At 67.9% G+C, this 21,026-nt stretch carries 20 protein-coding genes and 1 pseudogene; 17 read left to right on the top strand and 4 right to left on the bottom strand.

Annotated features, from left to right (window positions below):
- Positions 1-27 precede the first annotated feature (27 nt).
- The 7 genes from HMPREF3014_RS03810 (at position 28) to HMPREF3014_RS03780 (ending at position 8,349) form a co-directional block, all read left to right on the top strand.
- Positions 28-774, top strand: a complete 747-nt coding sequence (locus HMPREF3014_RS03810; RefSeq protein WP_023087539.1) for a fimbrial biogenesis chaperone — start codon at positions 28-30, stop codon at positions 772-774.
- Entirely contained in the window at positions 758-3,376 is a 2,619-nt protein-coding gene (locus tag HMPREF3014_RS03805) for a fimbria/pilus outer membrane usher protein (RefSeq protein WP_003120282.1), read from the top strand. The genes HMPREF3014_RS03810 and HMPREF3014_RS03805 overlap by 17 nt, the downstream gene beginning before the upstream one ends.
- Complete coding sequence (locus HMPREF3014_RS03800; RefSeq protein ID WP_016851673.1) at positions 3,373-4,734, top strand: fimbrial protein; 1,362 nt, start codon at positions 3,373-3,375, stop codon at positions 4,732-4,734. The genes HMPREF3014_RS03805 and HMPREF3014_RS03800 overlap by 4 nt, the downstream gene beginning before the upstream one ends.
- Positions 4,724-5,437 (top strand): fimbrial biogenesis chaperone, encoded by a 714-nt coding sequence (locus HMPREF3014_RS03795; protein ID WP_003113635.1) that lies wholly within the window; start codon positions 4,724-4,726, stop codon positions 5,435-5,437. Before HMPREF3014_RS03800 ends, HMPREF3014_RS03795 begins: the two co-directional genes overlap by 11 nt.
- Positions 5,434-6,291, top strand: a complete 858-nt coding sequence (locus HMPREF3014_RS03790) for an EAL domain-containing protein (protein WP_003109869.1) — start codon at positions 5,434-5,436, stop codon at positions 6,289-6,291. The genes HMPREF3014_RS03795 and HMPREF3014_RS03790 overlap by 4 nt, the downstream gene beginning before the upstream one ends.
- Before the next feature lie 140 nt (positions 6,292-6,431).
- Complete coding sequence (locus HMPREF3014_RS03785) at positions 6,432-6,956, top strand: DUF4142 domain-containing protein (protein ID WP_003088871.1); 525 nt, start codon at positions 6,432-6,434, stop codon at positions 6,954-6,956.
- Positions 6,957-6,984: 28 nt separating this feature from the next.
- A complete protein-coding gene (locus HMPREF3014_RS03780; protein ID WP_003113638.1) occupies positions 6,985-8,349 on the top strand; it encodes a cation:proton antiporter in 1,365 nt (454 codons plus the stop codon).
- Here the strand turns inward: HMPREF3014_RS03780 and HMPREF3014_RS03775 are convergent.
- Together HMPREF3014_RS03775 and HMPREF3014_RS03770 are read right to left on the bottom strand one after the other, a co-directional pair.
- Positions 8,327-8,776 (bottom strand): DUF421 domain-containing protein, encoded by a 450-nt coding sequence (locus tag HMPREF3014_RS03775; protein ID WP_017149003.1) that lies wholly within the window; start codon positions 8,774-8,776, stop codon positions 8,327-8,329. The genes HMPREF3014_RS03780 and HMPREF3014_RS03775 overlap by 23 nt on opposite strands.
- A 25-nt stretch (positions 8,777-8,801) precedes the next feature.
- Positions 8,802-9,326 carry a hypothetical protein gene (locus HMPREF3014_RS03770; protein ID WP_017149004.1) on the bottom strand — a complete coding sequence of 175 codons (525 nt, stop codon included), beginning with the start codon at positions 9,324-9,326 and terminating at the stop codon, positions 8,802-8,804.
- Between the two features lie 248 nt (positions 9,327-9,574).
- On the opposite strand from HMPREF3014_RS03770, the gene HMPREF3014_RS03765 reads away from it, so the two are divergent.
- From HMPREF3014_RS03765 to HMPREF3014_RS03740, 6 genes and pseudogenes are all read left to right on the top strand, one after another.
- Positions 9,575-9,964 (top strand): response regulator, encoded by a 390-nt coding sequence (locus HMPREF3014_RS03765; protein ID WP_023082932.1) that lies wholly within the window; start codon positions 9,575-9,577, stop codon positions 9,962-9,964.
- A 17-nt stretch (positions 9,965-9,981) separates the two neighbouring features.
- Positions 9,982-12,504, top strand: a complete 2,523-nt coding sequence (ligD, locus tag HMPREF3014_RS03760) for a DNA ligase D (protein ID WP_009876372.1) — start codon at positions 9,982-9,984, stop codon at positions 12,502-12,504.
- A 75-nt stretch (positions 12,505-12,579) separates the two neighbouring features.
- A complete protein-coding gene (locus tag HMPREF3014_RS03755) occupies positions 12,580-12,795 on the top strand; it encodes a PLDc N-terminal domain-containing protein (protein WP_003088893.1) in 216 nt (71 codons plus the stop codon).
- A 19-nt stretch (positions 12,796-12,814) separates the two neighbouring features.
- A complete protein-coding gene (locus tag HMPREF3014_RS03750) occupies positions 12,815-13,054 on the top strand; it encodes a metallothionein (protein ID WP_003100805.1) in 240 nt (79 codons plus the stop codon).
- Between the two features lie 10 nt (positions 13,055-13,064).
- Positions 13,065-13,612: pseudogene (locus HMPREF3014_RS03745) on the top strand (CinA family protein).
- Entirely contained in the window at positions 13,609-14,469 is an 861-nt protein-coding gene (locus tag HMPREF3014_RS03740; RefSeq protein ID WP_003113640.1) for an SDR family oxidoreductase, read from the top strand. Before HMPREF3014_RS03745 ends, HMPREF3014_RS03740 begins: the two are co-directional and overlap by 4 nt.
- 19 nt (positions 14,470-14,488) lie before the next feature.
- Here the strand turns inward: HMPREF3014_RS03740 and HMPREF3014_RS03735 are convergent, their stop codons facing one another.
- Complete coding sequence (locus tag HMPREF3014_RS03735) at positions 14,489-14,665, bottom strand: hypothetical protein (RefSeq protein ID WP_169057975.1); 177 nt, start codon at positions 14,663-14,665, stop codon at positions 14,489-14,491.
- Positions 14,666-14,919: 254 nt separating this feature from the next.
- On the opposite strand from HMPREF3014_RS03735, the gene HMPREF3014_RS03730 reads away from it, so the two are divergent.
- The gene (locus tag HMPREF3014_RS03730) at positions 14,920-15,207 is read left to right on the top strand and encodes a DUF2513 domain-containing protein (protein WP_003100808.1); all 288 of its coding nucleotides are present in this window, start codon (positions 14,920-14,922) and stop codon (positions 15,205-15,207) included.
- Between the two features lie 52 nt (positions 15,208-15,259).
- The gene (locus tag HMPREF3014_RS03725; protein ID WP_003100816.1) at positions 15,260-17,698 is read left to right on the top strand and encodes a glycogen/starch/alpha-glucan phosphorylase; all 2,439 of its coding nucleotides are present in this window, start codon (positions 15,260-15,262) and stop codon (positions 17,696-17,698) included.
- 6 nt (positions 17,699-17,704) lie between these two features.
- On the opposite strand, the gene HMPREF3014_RS03720 is transcribed toward HMPREF3014_RS03725, so the two are convergent.
- Positions 17,705-18,103, bottom strand: a complete 399-nt coding sequence (locus tag HMPREF3014_RS03720) for a hypothetical protein (RefSeq protein ID WP_003100818.1) — start codon at positions 18,101-18,103, stop codon at positions 17,705-17,707.
- Between the two features lie 498 nt (positions 18,104-18,601).
- Here HMPREF3014_RS03720 and HMPREF3014_RS03715 point away from each other — a divergent pair, with 498 nt between their 5' ends.
- On the top strand, positions 18,602-18,769 hold the full coding sequence (locus tag HMPREF3014_RS03715; protein ID WP_003088912.1) for a con-10 family general stress protein: 168 nt from the start codon (positions 18,602-18,604) through the stop codon (positions 18,767-18,769).
- Positions 18,770-18,849: 80 nt separating this feature from the next.
- Positions 18,850-20,979, top strand: coding sequence for a catalase HPII (gene katE, locus HMPREF3014_RS03710; protein ID WP_004343460.1), 2,130 nt, complete (start codon positions 18,850-18,852; stop codon positions 20,977-20,979).
- The last annotated feature ends 47 nt before the right edge of the window (positions 20,980-21,026 follow it).

Genomic DNA, 21,026 nt, shown 5'->3' with positions numbered 1-21,026 from the left:
TGGACCGTGCCCGGCCAGGTAAGCCGCATGCCCAGACATTCGTACCGATCCGGCAGGACATCGGCGCTTCTGCTCGTCCTGCTGGCGAGCATCGCCCAGGCGCGGGCAAGCGTGGTGGTGACCGGGACCCGGGTGATCTATCCCGGCGAGGCACGGGAGAAGACCGTGCAACTGAGCAATCGCGATGCGTTTCCCAACGTCGTCCAGGCCTGGGTCGACATCGACGCCCCGGACGCGCCGCCGGACCAGGCGGACGCGCCGTTCCTGGTCAACCCGGCGGTATTCCGCATGGCCCCGGACAGCGGCCAGACGCTGCGCATCGTCTACACCGGGCAGGGCCTGCCGGGCGATCGCGAATCGCTGTTCCATCTCAACGTCCTGCAGATCCCGCCACGCAACGGCAGCCATGCGGATCGGAACCAGATGCTGCTGATGCTGCGCAATCGCCTGAAGCTGTTCTACCGCCCGGCGGGCATCCAGGGCCGTCCCGAGGACCTGCCCGGGCAACTGCGTTTCGCACTGGTCCGGCGCAGCGCCGGCTGGGCGGTGCGGGTGGACAACCCGAGCGGCTACTACGCCTCGTTCGCCAGCGCCACGCTCAGCGTCGGCCAGCGCCGCTGGCGCTTGCGCAGCGGCATGCTGGAGCCGCGCAGCCATGCCGAATGGCAGGCCGAAACCCGAGAAGCCCTGCCGCCGGGACGCGTGCGCCTGCACGCGCTGCTGATCAACGACTACGGCGCCCATATGGATATCCGTCATGACCTATCGCCATGAACGCCGCTGCCGCACCGGCACGGCCCTGATGGCGGGCGGCATGGCGCTGGCGGCGAGCGCCTTCGGTCATGCCCAGCCCGGCTACGAATTCGATGATCGCCTGTTGCTCGGCTCTTCCCTGGGCGGCGGCGACCTGTCGCGCTTCAACCAGGACGGTCGGATCGATCCGGGTCGCTATCACGTCGATGTCTACCTCAACGAGCGCTTCGCCAGCCGCAGCGAAGTGAGTTTCCGCGCCAACCCCGCCAGCGGCGCGGTGGAGCCCTGCCTCGACGAAGACTTCCTGCGCCAGCGCCTCGGCGCCAAGCCTGGTGACGATCCGCGCAAGAGCGGCGACGGGCGCCACTGCGCCTTTCTCGATGCACGCCTGCCCGGCTCGCGGTTCAGCCTGGACGTCGCCCGCCTGCGCCTGGATCTCTCGGTGCCGCAAGCCTTGCTCGACCTCAAGCCGCGCGGCTACGTCAGCCCCGAGGAGTGGGACGCCGGCGACAGCATGGGCTTCGTCAACTACGACACCAACCTCTATCGCTCCGAATACCGCGGCGGCGAATCGGGACGATCGGACTACGCCTATGTCGGCCTGAACAGCGGCATCAACCTCGGCCTGTGGCGTTTGCGCCACCAGTCCAACTACACCTATTCCCGCTACAACGGGCAGGCCAGGCGCAAGTGGAACAGCATCCGCACCTATGCCCAGCGCGCCTTGCCGGCCTGGCGCAGCGAACTGACGGCGGGGGAGAGCTACACCGCCGGCAACCTGCTCGGCAGCATCGGCTACCGCGGCCTGAGCCTGGCTACCGACGACCGCATGCTGCCCGAGTCCCTGCGCCGCTATGCGCCGCAGGTGCGCGGCACCGCGGCCACCGCGGCGCGGGTGGTGATCAGCCAGAACGGCAGGAAGATCCGCGAGGTGAATGTCGCCCCCGGTCCGTTCGTCATCGACGATCTCTACGACAGCGCCTATGCCGGCGATCTGGATGTCCAGGTGTTCGAAGCCGATGGCAGCGTATCGAGCTTCAGCGTGCCGTTCGCCTCGGTCCCGGAGTCCATGCGTCCCGGCCTGTCGCGCTACAGCTTCACCCTGGGCCAGGCGCGCCAGTATGGCGACGGCGACGACCTGTTCGCCGACTTCACCTACCAGCGCGGCATGAGCAACGCCCTGACCGCCAACCTGGGACTGCGTGTCGCCGACGACTACCTGGCCATGCTGGGCGGCGGCGTCCTCGCCACCCGCTTCGGCGCCTTCGGCCTGAACAGCACCTATTCCAGCGCACGCGTCGAGGATGGCGCGCGCAAGCAGGGCTGGCGCATCGGGCTCGACTACAGCCGGACCTTCCAGCCCACCGGCACTACCCTGACCCTGGCCGGCTACCGCTATTCCACCGAAGGCTACCGCGAACTCGGCGACGTGCTCGGCTCGCGCGACGCACTGCGCCACGGGGACACCTGGGATTCCGGCAGCTACAAGCAGCGCAACCAGTTCAACCTGCTGGTGAGCCAGGCCCTCGGCGGTTACGGCAACCTCTATCTTTCCGGCTCCTCCAGCGATTTCTACGACGGCAAGAGCCGCGACACCCAATTGCAGTTCGGCTACTCCAATACCTGGGGGCAGTTGAGCTACAACCTCGCCTGGTCGCGGCAGACCACCACCTACTACCAGGAGCAGGGCGACCAGGACCCTGGCGTCGAGCTGCTCCGGCGCGACCGGCGCAGCGGCCAGCGCAACGACACCCTGACCCTCAGCGTCTCCATGCCGCTGGGTTCTTCCAGTCGGGCGCCGACGCTCAGCGCCATGGCTACCCGGCGCTCCGGCGACAGCCGTGGCGGCAGCCTGCAAACCGGGCTGAACGGTACGCTGGGCGACGAGCGTACCTGGAGCTACGCGCTGTCCGCCAACCGCGACAGCGAGGTCGCCGACACCACATGGAACGGCACGTTGCAGAAGCAGGCGGCGCTGGCCACCGTGAATGCCGGCTATGCCCAGGGCGATCGCTACCGGCAATACAGTGGCGGCATCCGTGGCGCGCTGGTCGCTCACCGCGACGGGCTGACCCTTGGCCCCAGCGTCGGCGATACCTTCGCCCTGGTCGAGGCCAAGGGCGCCAGCGGTGCCGCGATACGCGGCGGGCAGGGCGCGCGCATCGACGGCAACGGCTATGCGCTGGCCCCCTCGCTGTCGCCCTATCGCTACAACCCGATCTCACTCGATCCCGTTGGCATCGATCCCGACGCCGAACTGCTGGAAACCGAGCGCAAGGTCGCGCCCTACGCCGGTGCCAGCGTGCGCGTGACGTTCAGGACGCTGACCGGCCATCCGCTGCTGATCCAGGCGCGGCGCGAGGACGGCAGTGTGCTGCCGCTCGGCGCCGTGGTGGTCGACGACGGCGGGGCGGCCATCGGCATGGTCGGGCAGGGCGGCCAGGTCTATGCGCGCGCGGAAAACCAGCGGGGCAGGTTGCTGGTGCAATGGGGAACGGCGCGCAAGGAGCGTTGCGAGTTGCCCTACGACCTGGCCGGTGTGTCTCGCGACCAGGCGCTGATCCGCCTGCGCGGCACCTGCCGGGCAGCCACCACCGACTCCAACCTGGAGAACGCCAGATGAACCGCACGCTTCCCCTGCTGCCCGCGCTGGCCCTCGGCGTGTTGCTGGGGCTTCCCGCCAGTGGCCAGGCGACTTGCTACCGGGTCACCTCGGTAGGCAGCGAGACGACCACCTCGAACACCCAGATCCGCCCAGGCGAAGGTACCGCCGGCAGTTGGACCGGCGCCTGCGACACCTGCAATGGCTCGCTCGGCCTGCCCAGCGTGGTCAACGTCAGCGACGAGAGTTTCCAGCCCTATCCGACGCTCATCGCCAGCGCGGTGGCGCCGCTGACCCAGTACGGCGCCACCGGCGGCTACGACCCCGAACGGGTGTTCTTCCGCTGTAGCGCCGGGGACGCCGTCTACGAGATGTTTTCTACCAACGGCGACGATCTCTATAGCGGCTACTACACCGGCGCCGATACGGTGGGCAACGACATCGGCCTGCAGGATGCCTACCGGACCGCCTGGCCCAACGTGCTGCTGCGCCTGACCAACGTCGAGACGGGGGAAACCATCACGCCGATCTGGAAGGAGCGCCAGCTCTCCGGGCTGGACATAGACTCGCGCGGCTTCCAGCTGGTCAAGGCGAAGAACCTCGCAGCGGTACGCGCCGAGCTGTACAGCGCGCCGCTGGAGGCGATCCGCTACTACTCGCCGACGATCCTCTCGCAGCCCTATTCCTACACCCAGCCGGCGGCCTACATCGCCATCAAGGGGCCGGGCCTGACCGCGCCGACCGTCGGCCAGGCGCACGTGGGCGGCAACTGGGGCGGCTGGTACAGCAACTGGCCGGGTGCCATCGGGCTGTACCGCTACGTGACCCTGAAACGCTATCCCACTTGCGCGGTGATGACGGTCACCCCGCACGTGCAGTTCCCGTCCATCACCCTGGCCGAGATCGATGGCGGCGGCGTGCGCGAGGCGCCCTTCGAACTCACCTTCAAGTGCCAGAGCGGCATGACCAACGGCACCGGGGCCGGCGCCACGGCGCTGGGCATCCGCGTGTCCAGCGGGGCCCTGGCGGCCAGCCCGGCGCTGGGCCTGGTCAACGCCAGTGGCGGACTGTCCTACCTGCTCTCCGACCGTTACGGGGAGCCGGGCATTGCCCGTGGGGTCGGCATCCGCATCTACCGCGACGGCACGCCGATGACGCTCCTGGCCAACGAGAACTCCGCCGGCGGCAGCAACGCCGAGGCCACCGGCTGGTACCCCGCCATCGGTGGCGCGACCCAGGCCAACGGCGGTAGCGGCGGCATCGACCTGTACCGCGAAACCTTCCGCGCGCGCCTGGAGAAACTCGCGCTCGGCAGCCAGCCCGGCGTCACGGCGGGGCGAGTCGAGGCCACGGCGCAGGTGGTTATCCGTGTCCAGTAGGCGCGCGCTCGCGCTGCTGGCCATGCTTTGCCTCGCGCCGACGAGCGAGGCCGGAGTGACCGCGGAGCGCACCCGCCTGGTGTTCGTGGAGGGCCAGCGCGAGGCCTCGTTGCTGCTTGTCAACCAGAATCCCTACCCGGTGCTGGTGCAGGCGTGGGTCGATGACGGTGCCCTCGACGGCGAACCGGATACCGCGCTGGCTCCGTTCCTGCCGCTGCCGCCCGTATTCCGCCTGGAGCCGGGACGCCAGCGCAGCCTGCGCCTGCTGGCTACCGGCCAGGCCCAGGCACGGGATCGCGAATCGCTGTACTGGCTGAACATCTACGAGATCCCCCCGCAAGCCACCGCCGAGGCCGCTGGCCGGCCCCGGCTCACGGTCACCCTGCGAACCCAGATGAAGGTGCTGTACCGCCCGCACGGCCTGCATCCGCACGCTGAGGACGCGGCTGCCGAACTGGGCTTCGCGCTGCGCGACGAGACCCTGCGGGTGGACAACCCGACGCCGTACTTCGTGTCCCTGGCGGGGCTGGCGCTGGAGATAGGGGAGACGCGCCTGGATCTGCCCGGAACGCTGCTGGCTCCGCGCTCGCAACGACGCCTCGGCCTGCCGCGGCGGGTGGACGGCGGGACGCGCGGCGAGGTGGCGTTCGACTGGATCGACGACAACGGCGTCAGCCGCCAGGAAAGGAAAGCTCTACAGTGAACAGTTCCCCACAGGCTCGCCAGCACGAGCACCCGCCGGCCGTTGCCGCCTCCCTGGCCGGCGACCTGCGCCTCGCCCGGCGTTTCCAGGCCGCCCTGGCGCGCGGTCGGGTGCGCCTGGACTGGCAGGCCGTACGGCATGCCGGGCATCCGGAATGGGAGCCGCTCTACCGGGAAACCCTGCTCAGGGTCACGGCCGCCAGCGGCGAGCCGCCGTTGCCGACCCAGGAACTGATCCTGGCGCTGGAGCGGCTCGGCCTGATACGCCTGCTCGATCGCTGCGTGCTGGGCACGGTCCTCGACCGGCTGAACGCCGAGCCTACCTTGCGCCTGGCCTGCAACCTGTCGCGCCAGAGCGCGGCGATGGATGCCTGGTGGGAAGCGGTCTGCCGATGGCTGGCCGCCCGTCCGCAGGTGGCACGGAGGCTGACGCTGGAGCTGACCGAGACCGCCGTGGGCGAGAGAGTCGCGACCCGGGAGTTCATCCGACGCCTGCGCGAACATGGCGTGCGCATCGCGATAGACGACTTCGGCGCGGCGCACAACAACCTGGACTTCGTTCTCGATGCCCGTCCCGATGTGATCAAGATCGATTGCCGGTATACCCGCGAAGCACGTCGCTCGGCGAAGGGCGCCGAAGTGCTGCGCCATCTGCTGGCCCTGTGCCGCGAACTGGCGCCCTGCGTGGTCCTGGAAGGTCTCGAGGAGGACGATGCGTTCGCCCGGCTGCCGACCGGGGACGTCTATCTCCAGGGCAACGCGATCGCGCCGCCGATGCGGGTCGAACCGCCGCTGTCCGTACGCCGGCCGAAGAGCCGGGCGCGGATCGAGGCGCTGGCGAGCCGCCAGGGGTGACCGGGGAGGGCGCCCGGCCTGGCACGGTCGGCGAAAAATCTGAACGGTCGGACGGCGGCGCCGTCACAGCAGCGACGATGCCGAGGTGCGTTGTGCCGAAGTCCCGGCATTTTTTCCCTGTCACGCCAACGGAGTCGACCATGAACAGAGCAATCAGCCTTCCCCTCAAGGGAGCCGCCTGGCTCCTGCTGGTCCTGGCCCTGCCTTTCGCCAACGCCCAGGACATGAACAAGACCGCGCCACAGACCTTCGTCAGCGAGGCCTCGGCGGCCGGCGTAGCGGAAATCGAAGCCGGCAAGATGGCGCTGGAAAAGAGCACCGCCGCCGATGTGAAGGTATTCGCCAAGCAGATGATCGACGACCACGGCAAGGTCAACGCCGAACTGCGCAGCCTGGCCGAGCGCAAGAAACTGGAGGTCGAAGACGACGCCAGCCTGACCGACAAGGCCAAGGCGACCCTGCTCGACCTGCGCGACGCCTCCTTCGACCCGGCCTACGCCAATAACCAGGTGGCGGCTCACGAAAAAGCCGTGGAACTCTTCACCCAGGCCGCGGACAACCTGACCGACCCGGAACTGCAGGCATTCGCCAAGACCCATCTGCCGGCCCTGAAGCATCACCTGGAGATGGCCCGCGCGCTGGCCAAGGCGCACCCATCCAAGTAACGCCCCCGCGGGCGGAGCCTGGCCAGGCATGAGTTTCAGCCTGTGGTTGCTGGTACTGGGCTGCATCCTGCTGACGCTCGGCCTGGCCTCGGCCTACCTGCGCCTGCTGCCGGTCAGCACCTCGTTCATCTACCTGCTGTTCGGCCTGGCCATCGGCCCGGCCGGGCTGCACGCCTGGCGCAGCGGCCTGGCGGACATCAGCGGCTGGTTCGAACACCTCAGCGAGGCGGCGTTGCTGATCTCGCTGTTCATCGGCGGCCTCAAGCTGCGCCTGCCGTTGCGCTCGCCGGCCTGGACCGCTGCCTGGCTGCTGGCCGGACCAGTCCTGCTCGGCTGTATCCTCGGCCTTACCCTGGGCGCGCATTTCCTGTTCGGCCTGGACTGGGGGCTGGCCTTGCTGGTCGCGGCGATCCTCGCGCCCACCGATCCGGTGCTGGCCAGCGACATCCAGGTCAACCACGCCGGCGACGACGACCGCCTGCGCTACGCCGTATCCGGCGAGGCGGGACTCAACGACGGCATCGCCTTTCCCTTCGTCATCGCCGCCCTGCTGCTGATCGGTCAGGGCGGCGGCCTGCCCGGGGAGTTCGACCGCAGCGGCCTGGACTGGCTGCTGCGCGACGTGCTCTGGGCGATTCCGCTCGGCCTGCTGGTGGGCTATTGCCTGGGCCATGGTCTCGGCCGCCTGGCCATCCACCTGCGGGCGCGGCACACCGACACCTCGGTGTCGGCCAACGACTTCCTCGCCCTGGCGCTGATCGCGCTGTCCTATGTCGGCGCCGACGCACTGGGCGGCTGGGGCTTCCTCGCCAGCTTCGCCGCCGGGATCGGCCTGCGCCACGCCGAGGTGGCGACGCTGGGGCGCGCCTCGGCACCGGCCGAGGCGCAGGCGGCCGCCGCCGACGTGCGCGAGGCAGGGCAGGCCAGCGGCGCCATCGAGTATGGCGCCGACCGCAGCGAACACCCGAAGGTGGCGGCCGGCGCGGTGATGCTCGACGTGCTTTCCTTCGGCAACCTGCTGGAGCGCTCGCTGGAAGTGCTGCTGGTGACCCTGCTCGGCGCCATGCTCTACCAGCACTGGGACTGGCGCGCGCTGCCGCTGGCGCTGCTGCTGTTCTGCGTGTGCCGGCCGGCGATGGTCTGGCTGCTGGTCGGCCGGCGGCTGATGCACCCGGCGCAGCGGCGCCTGCTCGGCTGGTTCGGCATCCGCGGCATCGGCAGCCTGTACTACCTCAGCTACGCGCTGAACCAGGGGCTGCCTACGGCGCTCGCGCATACCGCCAGCGACCTGGTGCTGAGCCTCGTCGCCCTGAGCATCTGCGTGCACGGCCTGAGCATCCAGCCGCTGCTGATGCGCCACGCGCGCAGCGTCAGTCGCCGCGATCGGGAATGATCGAGATCTTGCCGTTCTTCTCGAGGATGGCGAAGCGGATCTGCTCCATGCGTTCCAGGCCCTGGGTCTCGCGGGCGGCCAGGAGAATGTCTTCCTCGCGCAGGCGGGCCTCGGCCAGGCGTGCGTGCAATGGCCTGCCGTACTCGACGATGAGCGTCGGCGAGCCCTCGATCAGGGTGTCGAGCTTCGGATGGCGCAGCTTGAGCAGGGACAGACCGACGTCGATGACGATCAGGGTGACGATCACCAGTACCGCGTTGACCAGCGAGAAGTCGTCGCCCAGCAGCGCCTGCTGGGTGGCTTCGCCGATGATCATCAGCAGCAGCAGGTCGAAGGTGGTGATGTCGGTCAGTGAACGCCGCCCGGCGATGCGGAAGAGTACCAGCAGGACCAGGTAGAGCGCGGCGGCTCGCAGTACGGAATCCATCGTGCGCCTCCTCGGAACGGATGACTCAGGGGTAGATGAACTGGTCGAAGGCCAGGCTCTCGCCGGCGAACTCCAGTCGACTGGCGACTTCGCCGAGCTGGTTCGGCAACAACGTCAGGAACAGGCTCAGGCGACCGTCTTCGTCGAGCCTTCCCTCCAGTTCCAGGCCACCCCGCCAGCTGTGACTGCGCAGCGGTTGCGGTTGCAGGCTCTGGATGCTGTGCGCCTGTAGCAGTCCGCCGCCCAGGCGCACGCCAACTTCGGTGCCCGGCGCGCCGCGCAGATCGATGCGCAGGCGGCTGGCGGCGCCGCTGCGTTCGAAACGCTCGTAGGCCAGGGTCAGCCTGCCGCTGTCGCTGACCAGCGTCCGCGAACTCAGAGGCCCGCCGGCGAACACCCCGGTCAGCGCCAGGAGGATCACCCCGAGCAGGACCCACAGGCCCGCCCGTTCGAAACGCCAGGCGCGGCGCTGGCTTTCCAGGCGCTCCGGGATCGGATACTCGCGCTGGTCGAACGCATCGTCTGCGGTGTCTTCTGGGGCAGGGCGCATGGCTGGCTCCTTCGCTCGCGGTCTCTCAGGCTGGACCCCGGTCGACGTGGTTGGTGCCGGCGGGCTTACCAGCGGTCCGCGCGGGTCGGGCAATCTGCACGATGAACAGGCGCCTTCCGGGCACTCTGCTGATCGCACTTTGCGATCAGTCCGCGCCCAATCGCCGTGGTCACGCTGCTCCGGCGCAAGCGGGGCGGACGGCGCGAACCTTGCAGCGAAGCCTTCCTGACAATCCGACAGGGAGAACCATGGTGAACGGAGAAAACAAGATCGTCCTGGTCCTCGAAGAACACGCCGACCAGCTCTGGCGGATCGAGGAATTCCTCCTCGATCGAGGCTACGCGGTGCTCAGCGCGGCGAGTCGCGACGAAGCCCTCGACCACCTGGCCTCGGACGCGGTGATCGACCTGTTCCTGCTCAGCGAGCAGCTCGAAGGTCCTCTGAGCGGCAGCATGCTCATCGAAACCAGCCTGCCGGTGCGCCCGCGGATGCGGGTGATCCTGCTCAGCGACAGCGCTCGCGTCGGCATCGACCCGGCGGCACCCTATCCGGTGCTGCTCAAACCGGTGACCCTGGAGGAACTGGGGAAAACCATCGACATGGTCCTGCACAGCGCGCCGGTCTGCCCCGGCGTCTGAGCACCGAGGAGCCCACCATGCCCAGCAGCAAGCCGCTCGCCGAGTACGCCCGCAAGCGCGATTTCCGCCAGACCCCGGAGCCCAGCGGCCGCAAGCCTCGCAAGGACAGCACCGGGCTGCTCCGCTATTGCGTCCAGAAGCACGACGCCAGCCGCCTGCACTACGACTTCCGCCTGGAGCTGGATGGCACCCTGAAGAGCTGGGCGGTGCCCAAGGGGCCGTGCCTCGACCCGGCGGTGAAGCGGCTCGCGGTGCAGGTTGAGGACCATCCGCTGGACTATGCCGATTTCGAAGGCAGCATCCCCCAGGGGCACTACGGCGCCGGCGATGTCATCGTCTGGGACCGAGGCGCCTGGACGCCTCTGGACGATCCGCGCGAGGGCCTGGAAAAGGGCCATCTCAGCTTCGCCCTGGATGGCGAGAAACTCTCCGGGCGTTGGCACCTGATCCGCACCAACCTGCGCGGCAAGCAGCCCCAGTGGTTCCTGGTCAAGGCCAAGGACGGCGAGGCGCGCAGCCTGGATCGCTTCGACGTGCTGAAGGAGCGTCCCGACAGCGTGCTCAGCGAGCGTACGCTGCTGCCCCGCCATGGCGAAGCCGCCACGCCCGCGGCCAGGCCGGCACGACGCGGCAAGAGCGGGGGGAAGACGCCGATGCCCGAATGGATCGCCCCCGAGCTGGCCAGCCTGGTCGAGCAGCCTCCGCGAGGGGAGTGGGCCTACGAACTCAAGCTGGACGGCTATCGGCTGATGAGCCGCATCGAAGACGGCCACGTGCGCCTGCTGACCCGCAACGGCCATGACTGGACCGAACGCCTGCCGCACCTGGAGAAGGCCTTGGCCGGGCTCGGTCTGCAGCGCAGTTGGCTGGACGGCGAACTGGTCGTCCTCGACGAGGAGGGTCGACCGGACTTCCAGGCCCTGCAGAACGCCTTCGAGGAAGGACGCGGCGAGAACATCCTGTACGTCCTCTTCGACCTGCCGTACCACGAAGGCGAGGATCTGCGCGATGTCGCCCTGGAGGAGCGCCGCGCGCGCCTGGAGGCGCTGCTGGAAGGGCGAGACGAAGACCCGCTGCGGTTCTCCGCGACGCTCGCGGAAGACCCCCGCGACCTGCTGGCCAGCGCCTGCAAGCTCGGTCTCGAAGGCGTGATCGGCAAGCGTCTGGGCAGCGCCTACCGTTCGCGCCGCAGCAACGACTGGATCAAGCTGAAGTGCCAGTTGCGCCAGGAGTTCGTGATCGTCGGCTATACCGAGCCGAAGGGCTCTCGCCGGCATATCGGCGCCTTGCTGCTCGGCCTCTACAGCCCTGACGAGGAGCGCCGGCTGCGCTATGCCGGCAAGGTCGGCAGCGGCTTCACCGCGGCCAGCCTGAAGAAGGTCCGTGAGCGCCTGGAACCCCTCGCGGTCCGCTCCAGCCCATTGGCGAAGGTGCCGCCGGCGCGCGAGACCGGGTCGGTGCAGTGGGTGCGCCCGCAACAGCTGTGCGAGGTTTCCTATGCGCAGATGACCCGTGGCGGGATCATCCGCCAGGCAGTGTTCCACGGCTTGCGCGAAGACAAGCCGGCGCGCGAGGTGACCGGCGAGCGTCCCGCCGGCCCGCCGCCGCTGCGCGGCGCGCGCAAGGCCGGCGCCGGTGCGTCGCGGGCGGCCACCGCCGGCGTGCGCATCAGCCATCCGCAGCGGCTGATCGACCCGTCGATCCAGGCCAGCAAGCTGGAACTCGCCGAGTTCCATGCGCGCTACGCCGACCTGCTCCTGCGCGACCTGCGCGAGCGCCCGGTGTCGCTGGTGCGCGGCCCCGACGGAATCGGCGGCGAACTGTTCTTCCAGAAGCACGCGGCGCGCCTGAAGATCCCCGGCATCGTCCAGCTCGACCCGGCGCTCGATCCCGGTCATCCGCCGCTGTTGCAGATCCGCAGCGCCGAGGCGCTGGTCGGCGCGGTGCAGATGGGCAGCATCGAATTCCATACCTGGAACGCCAGCCTGGCCAACCTGGAGCGGCCCGACCGTTTCGTCCTCGACCTCGACCCGGACCCGGCGCTGCCGTGGAAGCGCATGCTCGAAGCGACCCAGCTGAGCCTGACGTTGCTCGACGAGCTGGGCCTGCGCGCCTTCCTCAAGACCAGCGGCGGCAAGGGCATGCACCTGCTGGTGCCGCTGGAGCGCCGGCATGGCTGGGACGAGGTCAAGGATTTCGCCCAGGCCATCTCCCAGCACTTGGCGCGCCTGATGCCGGAGCGTTTCTCGGCGGTTTCCGGGCCGCGCAACCGGGTCGGCAAGATCTTCGTCGACTACCTGCGCAACAGCCGCGGCGCCAGCACCGTGGCCGCCTACTCGGTGCGCGCCCGCGAAGGGTTGCCGGTGTCGGTACCGGTGTTCCGCGAGGAACTCGACTCGCTGCAGGGCGCCAACCAATGGAACCTGCGCAGTCTGCCGCAGCGCCTCGACGAACTCGCCGGCGACGATCCCTGGGCCGACTACGCCGGCACCCGCCAGCGCATCAGCGCGGCCATGCGGCGCCAGCTCGGGCGCGGCTGACCGTCCGCGAAAAAGGCGGAACTCCCCCGGCGCACAGGGCCTCCACCGTGCAACGAGATGCCGAGGAGGCCCCCGATGGATACCGCCTACCTGATCCTCGCGCTGCTGGTCCTGTTGCTCCTGGTGGATGCCTGGGCCATCAACAGCGTGCTCCGCAGCGACAGCTCCGCCAGTCGCAAGCTCGGCTGGTCGCTGCTGATCCTGCTCCTGCCCGTGCTCGGCCTGGTCCTCTGGGGCTGGACCGGCCCCCGTGGCTTGCGCCCGGTGACCTCGCCGGAACACAGCAAGTGAACCCCACTGGAGACTGCCCATGAACAGCGAAACCTGTGCCTGTCCCAAATGCACCTGCCAGCCCGGCGCCGATGCCGTCGAACGCGACGGCCAGCACTATTGCTGCGCGGCCTGCGCCAGCGGCCACCCCCAGGGCGAGCCGTGTCGCGACGCCGATTGCCCCTGTGGCGGCACCACCCGGCCCCAGGTGGCGGAGGATCGCCAGCTGGACGACGCGTTGAAGGAGACCTTTCCCGCCAGCGACCCGATCTCGCCCTGAGGAGCGTGCCATGCCCGACCTGCAACTCGCGGACGAGGCCTCTCGCCTGGTGACCTACCTGCGTAGCGCCGACCTCAGCCTGATCACTGCGGAATCCTGTACTGCCGGGCAGATCAGCGCCGAACTGTCGGCGGTGGCCGGCAGCGGCAAGGTGATGGAAGGCGGCTTCGTCGTCTATTCGCCGGCGGCCAAGCTTGCCCTGCTGGGGCTCGACCCGAACTGGCTGGAGCGTTTCAACCTGACCAGCGTGGAGGTCGCCGAGGCCATGGCCAGGGCGGCCCTGCAACGCAGTCCGGCGAGCGCCGCGCTGGCGGTCACGGGGTTGCTCGGCAGTGAAGCGAAGGACGGCATCCCGCCCGGTACCGTGTGCTTCGCCTGGGCCTTCCGGTTGCCCGCCGGCCTCGCCCTGTTCTCGCGCCGCGAGCGCTTCCACGGCGACCCCGCGCGGATGCGCCGGGAAGCCACCCGCTGGGCGCTGCGGCGCCTGCCCGAATTCCATCAACGCGCCTTGCGCGGCGAACGCGCCTGAGGCGTCCGACAGAGAGGAAACCACCATGAGCGAACAGCGACAGACCCTGCCTGCGCAGCACCAGGACCAACGTCCCGGCCACGAAAGCCAGATGCAGCCGAAGCCGGAGTTCGTTTCCGCCGATTACCGTCCGGCGGCCAAGCTGGAGGGTAAGGTGGCCCTGGTCACCGGCGGCGACAGTGGTATCGGCCGCGCGGTGGCGGTGGCTTTCGCCCGCGAGAAGGCGGATGTGGTGCTGGTCTACCTGGATGAGAACGAAGACGCGGCGAAGACCCGCGAGATCATCGAGTCGCTCGGCCGCCAGTGCCTGGCGTTCGCCGGCGACGTCGCCGACGCCGGCTTCTGCCGCCAGGTTGTGGACACGCTAAGGCAGAAATGGGGGCGCCTCGACGTGCTGGTCAACAACGCCGGCGAGCAGCATCCGCAGGCGCGCCTGGAGGACATCAGCGAAGAGCAGTGGGAGAAGACCTTCCGCACCAACATCTTCGGCATGTTCCAGTTGACCAAGGCGGCCCTGCCGCTGATGGGCAAGGGCGGGGCGATCATCAACACCACCTCGATCACCGCCTACAAGGGCAACCCCCAGCTGATCGACTATTCCTCGACCAAGGGCGCGATCACCTCGTTCACCCGGTCGCTGTCGATGAACCTGGTCAACCGCGGCATCCGCGTCAACGCCGTGGCCCCGGGCCCGATCTGGACGCCGCTGATCCCGTCCACCTTCAGCGCCGAGAAGGTCGCCCACTTCGGCGCGGATACGCCGATGGGCCGGCCCGGCCAGCCGGAAGAGCTGGCCGCCAGCTACGTCTACCTGGCCTGTAACGACTCGTCCTACGTCAGCGGCCAGGTGCTGCACGTCAACGGCGGTACGGTAGTCAACGGCTGAGGCGCCCCGGCGGCCGCGTTCACTCGCGTGCCGCCGCCGGCAGCAGGGGGTAGACCCGCACCGCGCTCAGACGCTGCGGGAACAGCAGGGGATAGCAGAGTTGCAGGCGAACGTGCGCCTCGCTAGTGCTGAGGGTTGGCGCGAAAGTGGTGAGCACGGTCCGGCCGGGTTGTCCGGCGTCTGAGAAATGAACCATGAAAGCCTGCATCGGAGCGCTCCTGCCGGGATACGGGAAAGGTCACTGCTCAGTGAAGCTGCGCTCCAGCTCTCGCGCCAGTCCGCACACCGACCGTTGGCAACGGCATTCCTCCCGACTGACGCCGGCGCCCGGCGGTTCCGTCGTGCGGAAAGGCGGGCCGCCGGCGAAAAAGAATGAACCATCGCGGCCGCCGCGACTCCGCTTCTAGGTAGCCGGAACGGCCGGCCGCGACGCAGACAAGGAGCATGCCGATGAAACGCGACTGGGGGTTGATCAGGGATCTGCTGGAGCATCTGGAAAGCCTTGGCTTCGGCCAGCACTGGGAAGCACGCGAGCTACCCGGTCATTGCCGCGAGGCGGTGGCCTACCACTTGCAGTTGCTCAACCAGGCGCAACTGCTCTGCGGCAGCGTCCAGCATTCCTGGACCGGCCAGGAGCAATGGGTGGTCCACCACCTGACCCTGGCCGGCCACGACCTGCTCGACCGCCTGCGCCAGGAAAGCGCGGCGGCCGCCGTGCCGGTACGCAAGAGCGCCTGAGAAAACCCCGCAAGCACCGGCCTGCAGCGGCGGGCCGGAAGGAAGCCCGGCGATGCCCGACAGCCAAGACCAGACCCCAAGTGCGGTCCAGACCCTGAAAGCCAGCATCCTCGCCAAACTGCGCTACAGCGTCGGCCGCGACCCATCCACCGCCTGCCCGCACGACTGGTTCGAAGCGGTGGCCCTGGCGGTGCGCGACCACATCATCGACCACTGGGAGGAGGCCACCCCGCAAGGTGAAGCGCCCGCGCGCAAGCGGGTCTACTACCTGTCCCTGGAGTTCCTCATCGGTCGCCTGTTGCTGGACAACCTCGGCAACCTCGGGCTGCTCGAGGAAACCCGCCAGGCCCTTGCCGAGCTGGGCGTCGACCTGCAGCGGATCGTTGCCCTGGAGCCGGACGCGGCGCTCGGCAACGGCGGCCTCGGACGCCTGGCGGCATGCTTCATGGAAAGCATGGCCAGCCTCGACATTCCCGCGCATGGCTATGGCATCCGCTACGAGCATGGCCTGTTCCGCCAGGTGCTGACCGACGGCTGGCAGCAGGAGCAGACCGAGACCTGGCTGGATTTCGGCAATCCCTGGGAGTTCGAACGACCCGAGGTCAGCTACTACATCGACTTCGGCGGCAGCGTGCAGGTCGACAGCGAGCACAGTGGCCGAGCCATCTGGCGGCCGGACGAGCGGATCCGGGCGATCGCCTACGACACGCCGATCGTCGGCTGGCGGCGTGCCAGCGTCAATACCCTGCGCCTGTGGCGCGCTCGCGCCGAGGAAGACCTGCAACTGGACCGTTTCAACGCCGGCGACCATATCGGCGCGGTGGTCGACGTGGTCAAGGCGGAGAGCATCTCGCGGGTGCTGTATCCGGCAGACAGCACCGAGGCCGGTCAGGAACTGCGCCTGCGCCAGGAGTACTTCTTCGTCTCAGCCTCGCTGCAGGACCTGCTCGACCGCCACCTGCGCCATCATCACGACCTGCGTAGCCTGCCGGAACAGGTGGCGATCCAGCTCAACGACACCCACCCGGCGATCGCCGTCGCCGAGCTGATGCGGCAACTGGTGGACGTGCACCAACTGGCCTGGCCGGACGCCTGGGCGCTGAGCGTGGCGACCTTGTCCTACACCAACCACACGCTGCTCCCGGAAGCCCTGGAATCCTGGCCGGTGGCGCTGATGGAGCGCCTGTTGCCGCGCCACATGCAGATCATCTACCTGATCAATGCCTTCCATATAGACGCGCTGCGTGCCCAGGACATCCACGACTTCGACCTGTTGCGTTCGGTCAGCCTGATCGAGGAGGGCCACGGCCGACGGGTGCGCATGGGCAACCTGGCGTTCCTCGGTTCGCACCAGATCAACGGGGTATCGGCATTGCACACCGAGCTGATGCGCGAAACCGTGTTCCATGACCTGCATCGCCTCTATCCGCAGCGCATCAGCAACAAGACCAACGGCGTGTCGTTCCGCCGCTGGCTGTTCCAGGCCAACCCGGGGTTGACCGAGCTGCTGGTGGAGACCCTCGGCGCCGACCTGCTGGACACCCCGGAACGGCGCCTGCCGGACCTCGAGGAGCACGTCGAGGACGCCAGGCTGCGGGCGCGCTTCGCCGAGCAGCGCCGGCAGAACAAGACCGCCCTGGCGCGCCTGGTGCTGGACAGCCTCGGCGTGGCGATCGAACCGGAAGCGCTGTTCGATGTGCATATCAAGCGTATCCACGAATACAAGCGGCAGTTGCTCAACCTGCTGCACACCGTGGCGCTGTACCAGGAGATCCGCAACGACCCGACCGCCGACCGCGTGCCGCGGGTGAAGATCTTCGCCGGCAAGGCTGCCGCCAGCTACCACCAGGCCAAGCTGATCATCAAGCTGGCCAACGACATCGCCCGCACCATCAACGACGACCCCACCGTGCGCGGCCTGCTCAAGCTGGTGTTCCTGCCCAACTACAACGTCAGCCTGGCCGAGGCGATCATTCCCGCGGCGGACCTCTCCGAGCAGATTTCCACCGCCGGGCTCGAGGCCTCCGGGACCAGCAACATGAAGTTCGCCCTCAACGGCGCGCTGACCATCGGCACCCTGGACGGCGCCAACGTCGAGATGAGCCAGCGGATCGGCCTGGAACACATGTTCATCTTCGGCCTCAGCGCCCAGCAGGTGGAGCAGCGCCGGCAGGCCGGGGAGCTGGAGATGGGCGGGGTGATCGCGGCCTCGCCGCGGCTGGAGGAAGCCCTGGAGGCGATCCGCAGCGGGCTGTTCTCGGCCGACGACCGCAGCCGCTACGAAGGGCTGGTGGACGGCCTGGTGCACGACGACCGCTTCATGCTCTGCGCCGACTTCGAGGCCTACTGGCATGCGCAGTGCCGGGTCGAGGAAGTCTGGCGCGAGCCCGATCGCTGGTGGCGCTCGGCGTTGCTCAACGTGGCGCGGATCGGCTGGTTCAGCGCCGACCGGACGATCAGCGAATACGCCCGGGATATCTGGAAGCTATGAAGGGCCTTACCAGAAGCCGGCCGGGTGACGGCGTTCGGGGCCCTCCAGGCGAAGGTCGAAGGCGCGGCGGAAGAATACCGCCAGCTCGCTGTCCAGCACCATCGGGTTGATCGACGCCAGCTCGGCCGGCAGGCTGTGCCATTCCTGGGCCCCGGCCAGGTACTGGCGATGGATGACCCGCTCGCCGGGAATCGCCAGCAGGCTGTAGTGGCTTTTCTCGCCTCCCGGCTCGCCGACTTCCAGGCGCAGGCGAGGATGGCCGTCCTCGTCGAGGTCGAGGTCCACGTTGCAGTCCAGGCCGTAGCTGCGCGCCTCTTCGCAGGAGTCGACGAAAAGCGGTTTCGCCACCTGTTCGACGAGAGAAATGAAATAGTGCTGGAATCGCACTTCGTCACTGTTTTCCATGGCGAGTTCCATTTGTTTTAAAGTTCGACGATTAATTATTGAATGGATCTATCGGAATGTCAGGGGTTGCAATAGAAAAGAATAATTAAGTGCCTCCGCCTGGGCATTCTTCGGTATTCGCTCCATGATATTCGGGGTAGGGTTCCTGATCACTGTCTCCCGGTTCGAAATTCCATTCATGGCAATCGCGATCGGGTTCTTCGTTGCTTACCACGGGATCGCTGTAGGCCGGATGCTCGTAGGGTTTCATGGTGCTCCTCCGAGATGTGCGGGCTTTCATCTGACGCAATTCGGGGATTCCTGTCAATGCTGGCAATGGAATAAGGCAAGGATCTTTGAACCCTATGGATTGCGCTCGAAACATGCTGGCAAAGCGCTTCGCTTTCATTCGCTGAAAATAATCTGAACCACTGGCGAAACACCCTCTCAGAGTTAGGGCATGCGCAACGCATGCGTCCATGAAATCTGTTCTGAAGAGATTATTCGGAGGAAATAGAAATGGCACAGCATCAAGGTGGTAAAGGCAACTTCGCGGAAGACCCGAAACGTGCTTCGGAGGCCGGCAAGAAGGGCGGCCAGGCCAGCGGCGGCAACTTCAAGAACGATCCGCAGCGGGCCTCCGAGGCTGGCAAGAAAGGTGGCCAGCGCAGCCACGGCGGGAACTGATAACCGCGCAGTGAAGTGAATGGGGCGGAGCAGGGAGGCATCCGCCCCATTTTCATGCCCAGGATGAGGAGAGGAAACCGATGAGCGAGCAGAACAACGAGCAGCGCAGCCAGGCGGCCGGCACCGACACCGTCGACCGTGGCAACAGCAACGCCAAGCTGGAACAGCTGGAGGCCTATCGCGAGGACGCCACCGGAGAGGCCCTGAGCACCAATACCGGCACCCGCATCGCCGATAACCAGAACACCCTGAAGGCCGGCGAGCGCGGACCGTCGTTGCTCGAAGACTTCATCATGCGCGAGAAGATCACCCACTTCGACCACGAGCGCATTCCCGAGCGCGTGGTCCACGCTCGTGGCTCGGCGGCGCATGGCTACTTCGAGGCCTACGAGGACCTCAGCGACCTGACCAAGGCCGGCTTCCTCGCCGAGGCGGGCAAGCGTACCCCGGTCTTCGTGCGTTTCTCCACCGTGCAGGGGCCGCGCGGGTCCGCGGATACGGTGCGTGACGTACGCGGCTTCGCCGTGAAGTTCTATACCGACGAAGGCAACTTCGACCTGGTCGGCAACAACATGCCGGTGTTCTTCATCCAGGATGCGATCAAGTTCCCCGACTTCGTCCATGCGGTGAAACCCGAACCGCACAACGAGATTCCCACCGGAGCGTCTGCCCACGACACCTTCTGGGACTTCGTTTCGCTGACCCCGGAGTCGGCGCACATGGTCATGTGGCTGATGTCCGACCGCGCCATTCCGATCGCCTACCGCAACATGCAGGGCTTCGGCGTGCACACCTTCCGCCTGGTCAACGCGGCCGGCGAGAGCGTGCTGGTCAAGTTCCACTGGCGACCGAAGTCCGGGACCTGCTCGCTGGTCTGGGACGAGGCGCAGAAGCTCGCCGGCAAGGACCCCGACTTCAACCGGCGGACCCTCTGGGAGGACATCGAGAAGGGCGACTATCCCGAATGGGAGCTGGGCCTGCAGGTGATCCCGGAGAACCAGCAGGACAGCTTCGACTTCGACCTGCTCGACCCCACCAAGCTGGTGCCCGAGGAGTTGGTGCCGGTAAGGGTGGTGGGGCGGATGGTACTCAACCGCAACCCCGACAATTTCTTCGCCGAGACCGAACAGGTGGCGTTCCACGTCGGCCACGTGGTCCCCGGAATCGACTTCACCAACGACCCGCTGTTGCAGGGTCGGCTGTTCTCCTATACCGACACCCAACTGCTGCGCCTGAGCGGGCCGAACTTCAACGAAATCCCGATCAACCGCCCGCTGTGTCCGTTCCACAACAACCAGCGCGACGCGCCGCACCGGCAGACCATCAACCGCGGCCGGGCTTCCTATGAACCGAACTCGATCGACGGCGGCTGGCCGAAGGAAACCCCGCCGGCGGCGCGCAACGGCGGCTTCTCCACCTACCACGAGCCGGTCAGCGGCAGCAAGCTGCGCAAGCGCGCCGACTCCTTCGCCGATCATTTCAGCCAGGCCGCATTGTTCTGGCACAGCATGAGCGAGGCCGAGCAGGCGCATATCGTCGCCGCCTACAGCTTCGAACTGTCCAAGGTCGAGCGGCAATCGATCCGTGAGCGCGAAGTCAACCAGATACTCCTCAACATCGATCCGCAACTGGCCGCCAGGGTCGCGGCGAACGTCGGTGTGCAGCTCGCCGCGCCGGCCAACCCGGCACCGCAGCCGAAGCCGTCGCCGGCGCTGAGCCAGATGAACCTGCTGTCCGGCGACATCCGTTCGCGCAAGGTGGCGATCCTGATCGCCGACGGCGTCGCCGAGAGCGACGTCAGCGACCTGCGCGACGCGCTCCGCCAGGAGGGCGCGGACGCCAAGCTGATCGCGCCCAGCGCTTCGCCGGTGCAGGCTGAAAACGGCGCCGAACTGAGCCCTGAGGGAACCTGGGACGGCCTGCCGTCGGTAGCCTTCGACGCGGTCTTCGTGCCTGGCGGCGCGGCCAGCAGCCAGGCCATCGGCGCTGACGGGCGCGGCCTGCACTACCTGCTGGAAGCCTACAAGCACCTGAAGCCAGTGGCCTTCGCCGGCGATGCCCAGGCGCTGGCCAGCCAGCTTTCGTTGCCTGGCGACCCCGGCGTGGTGCTCGGCGCCACGGCCACCGATGTCTTCCCCGGCCTGCGCCAGGCATTGATGCAGCACCGGATCTGGCAGCGCGAGGCGGCGACCAAGGCGATCCCCGCCTGAGGAGCGCCGCTGGCGAATCCGATCGCACCTTCCCGTCGTCTCGTCGG

Source organism: Pseudomonas sp. HMSC065H01 (genome assembly GCF_001815235.1).
Lineage (GTDB): Bacteria > Pseudomonadota > Gammaproteobacteria > Pseudomonadales > Pseudomonadaceae > Pseudomonas > Pseudomonas aeruginosa.
The sequence above is the reverse complement of the archived record's forward strand: the minus strand, read 5'-3'. Positions and strand labels throughout refer to the sequence as shown.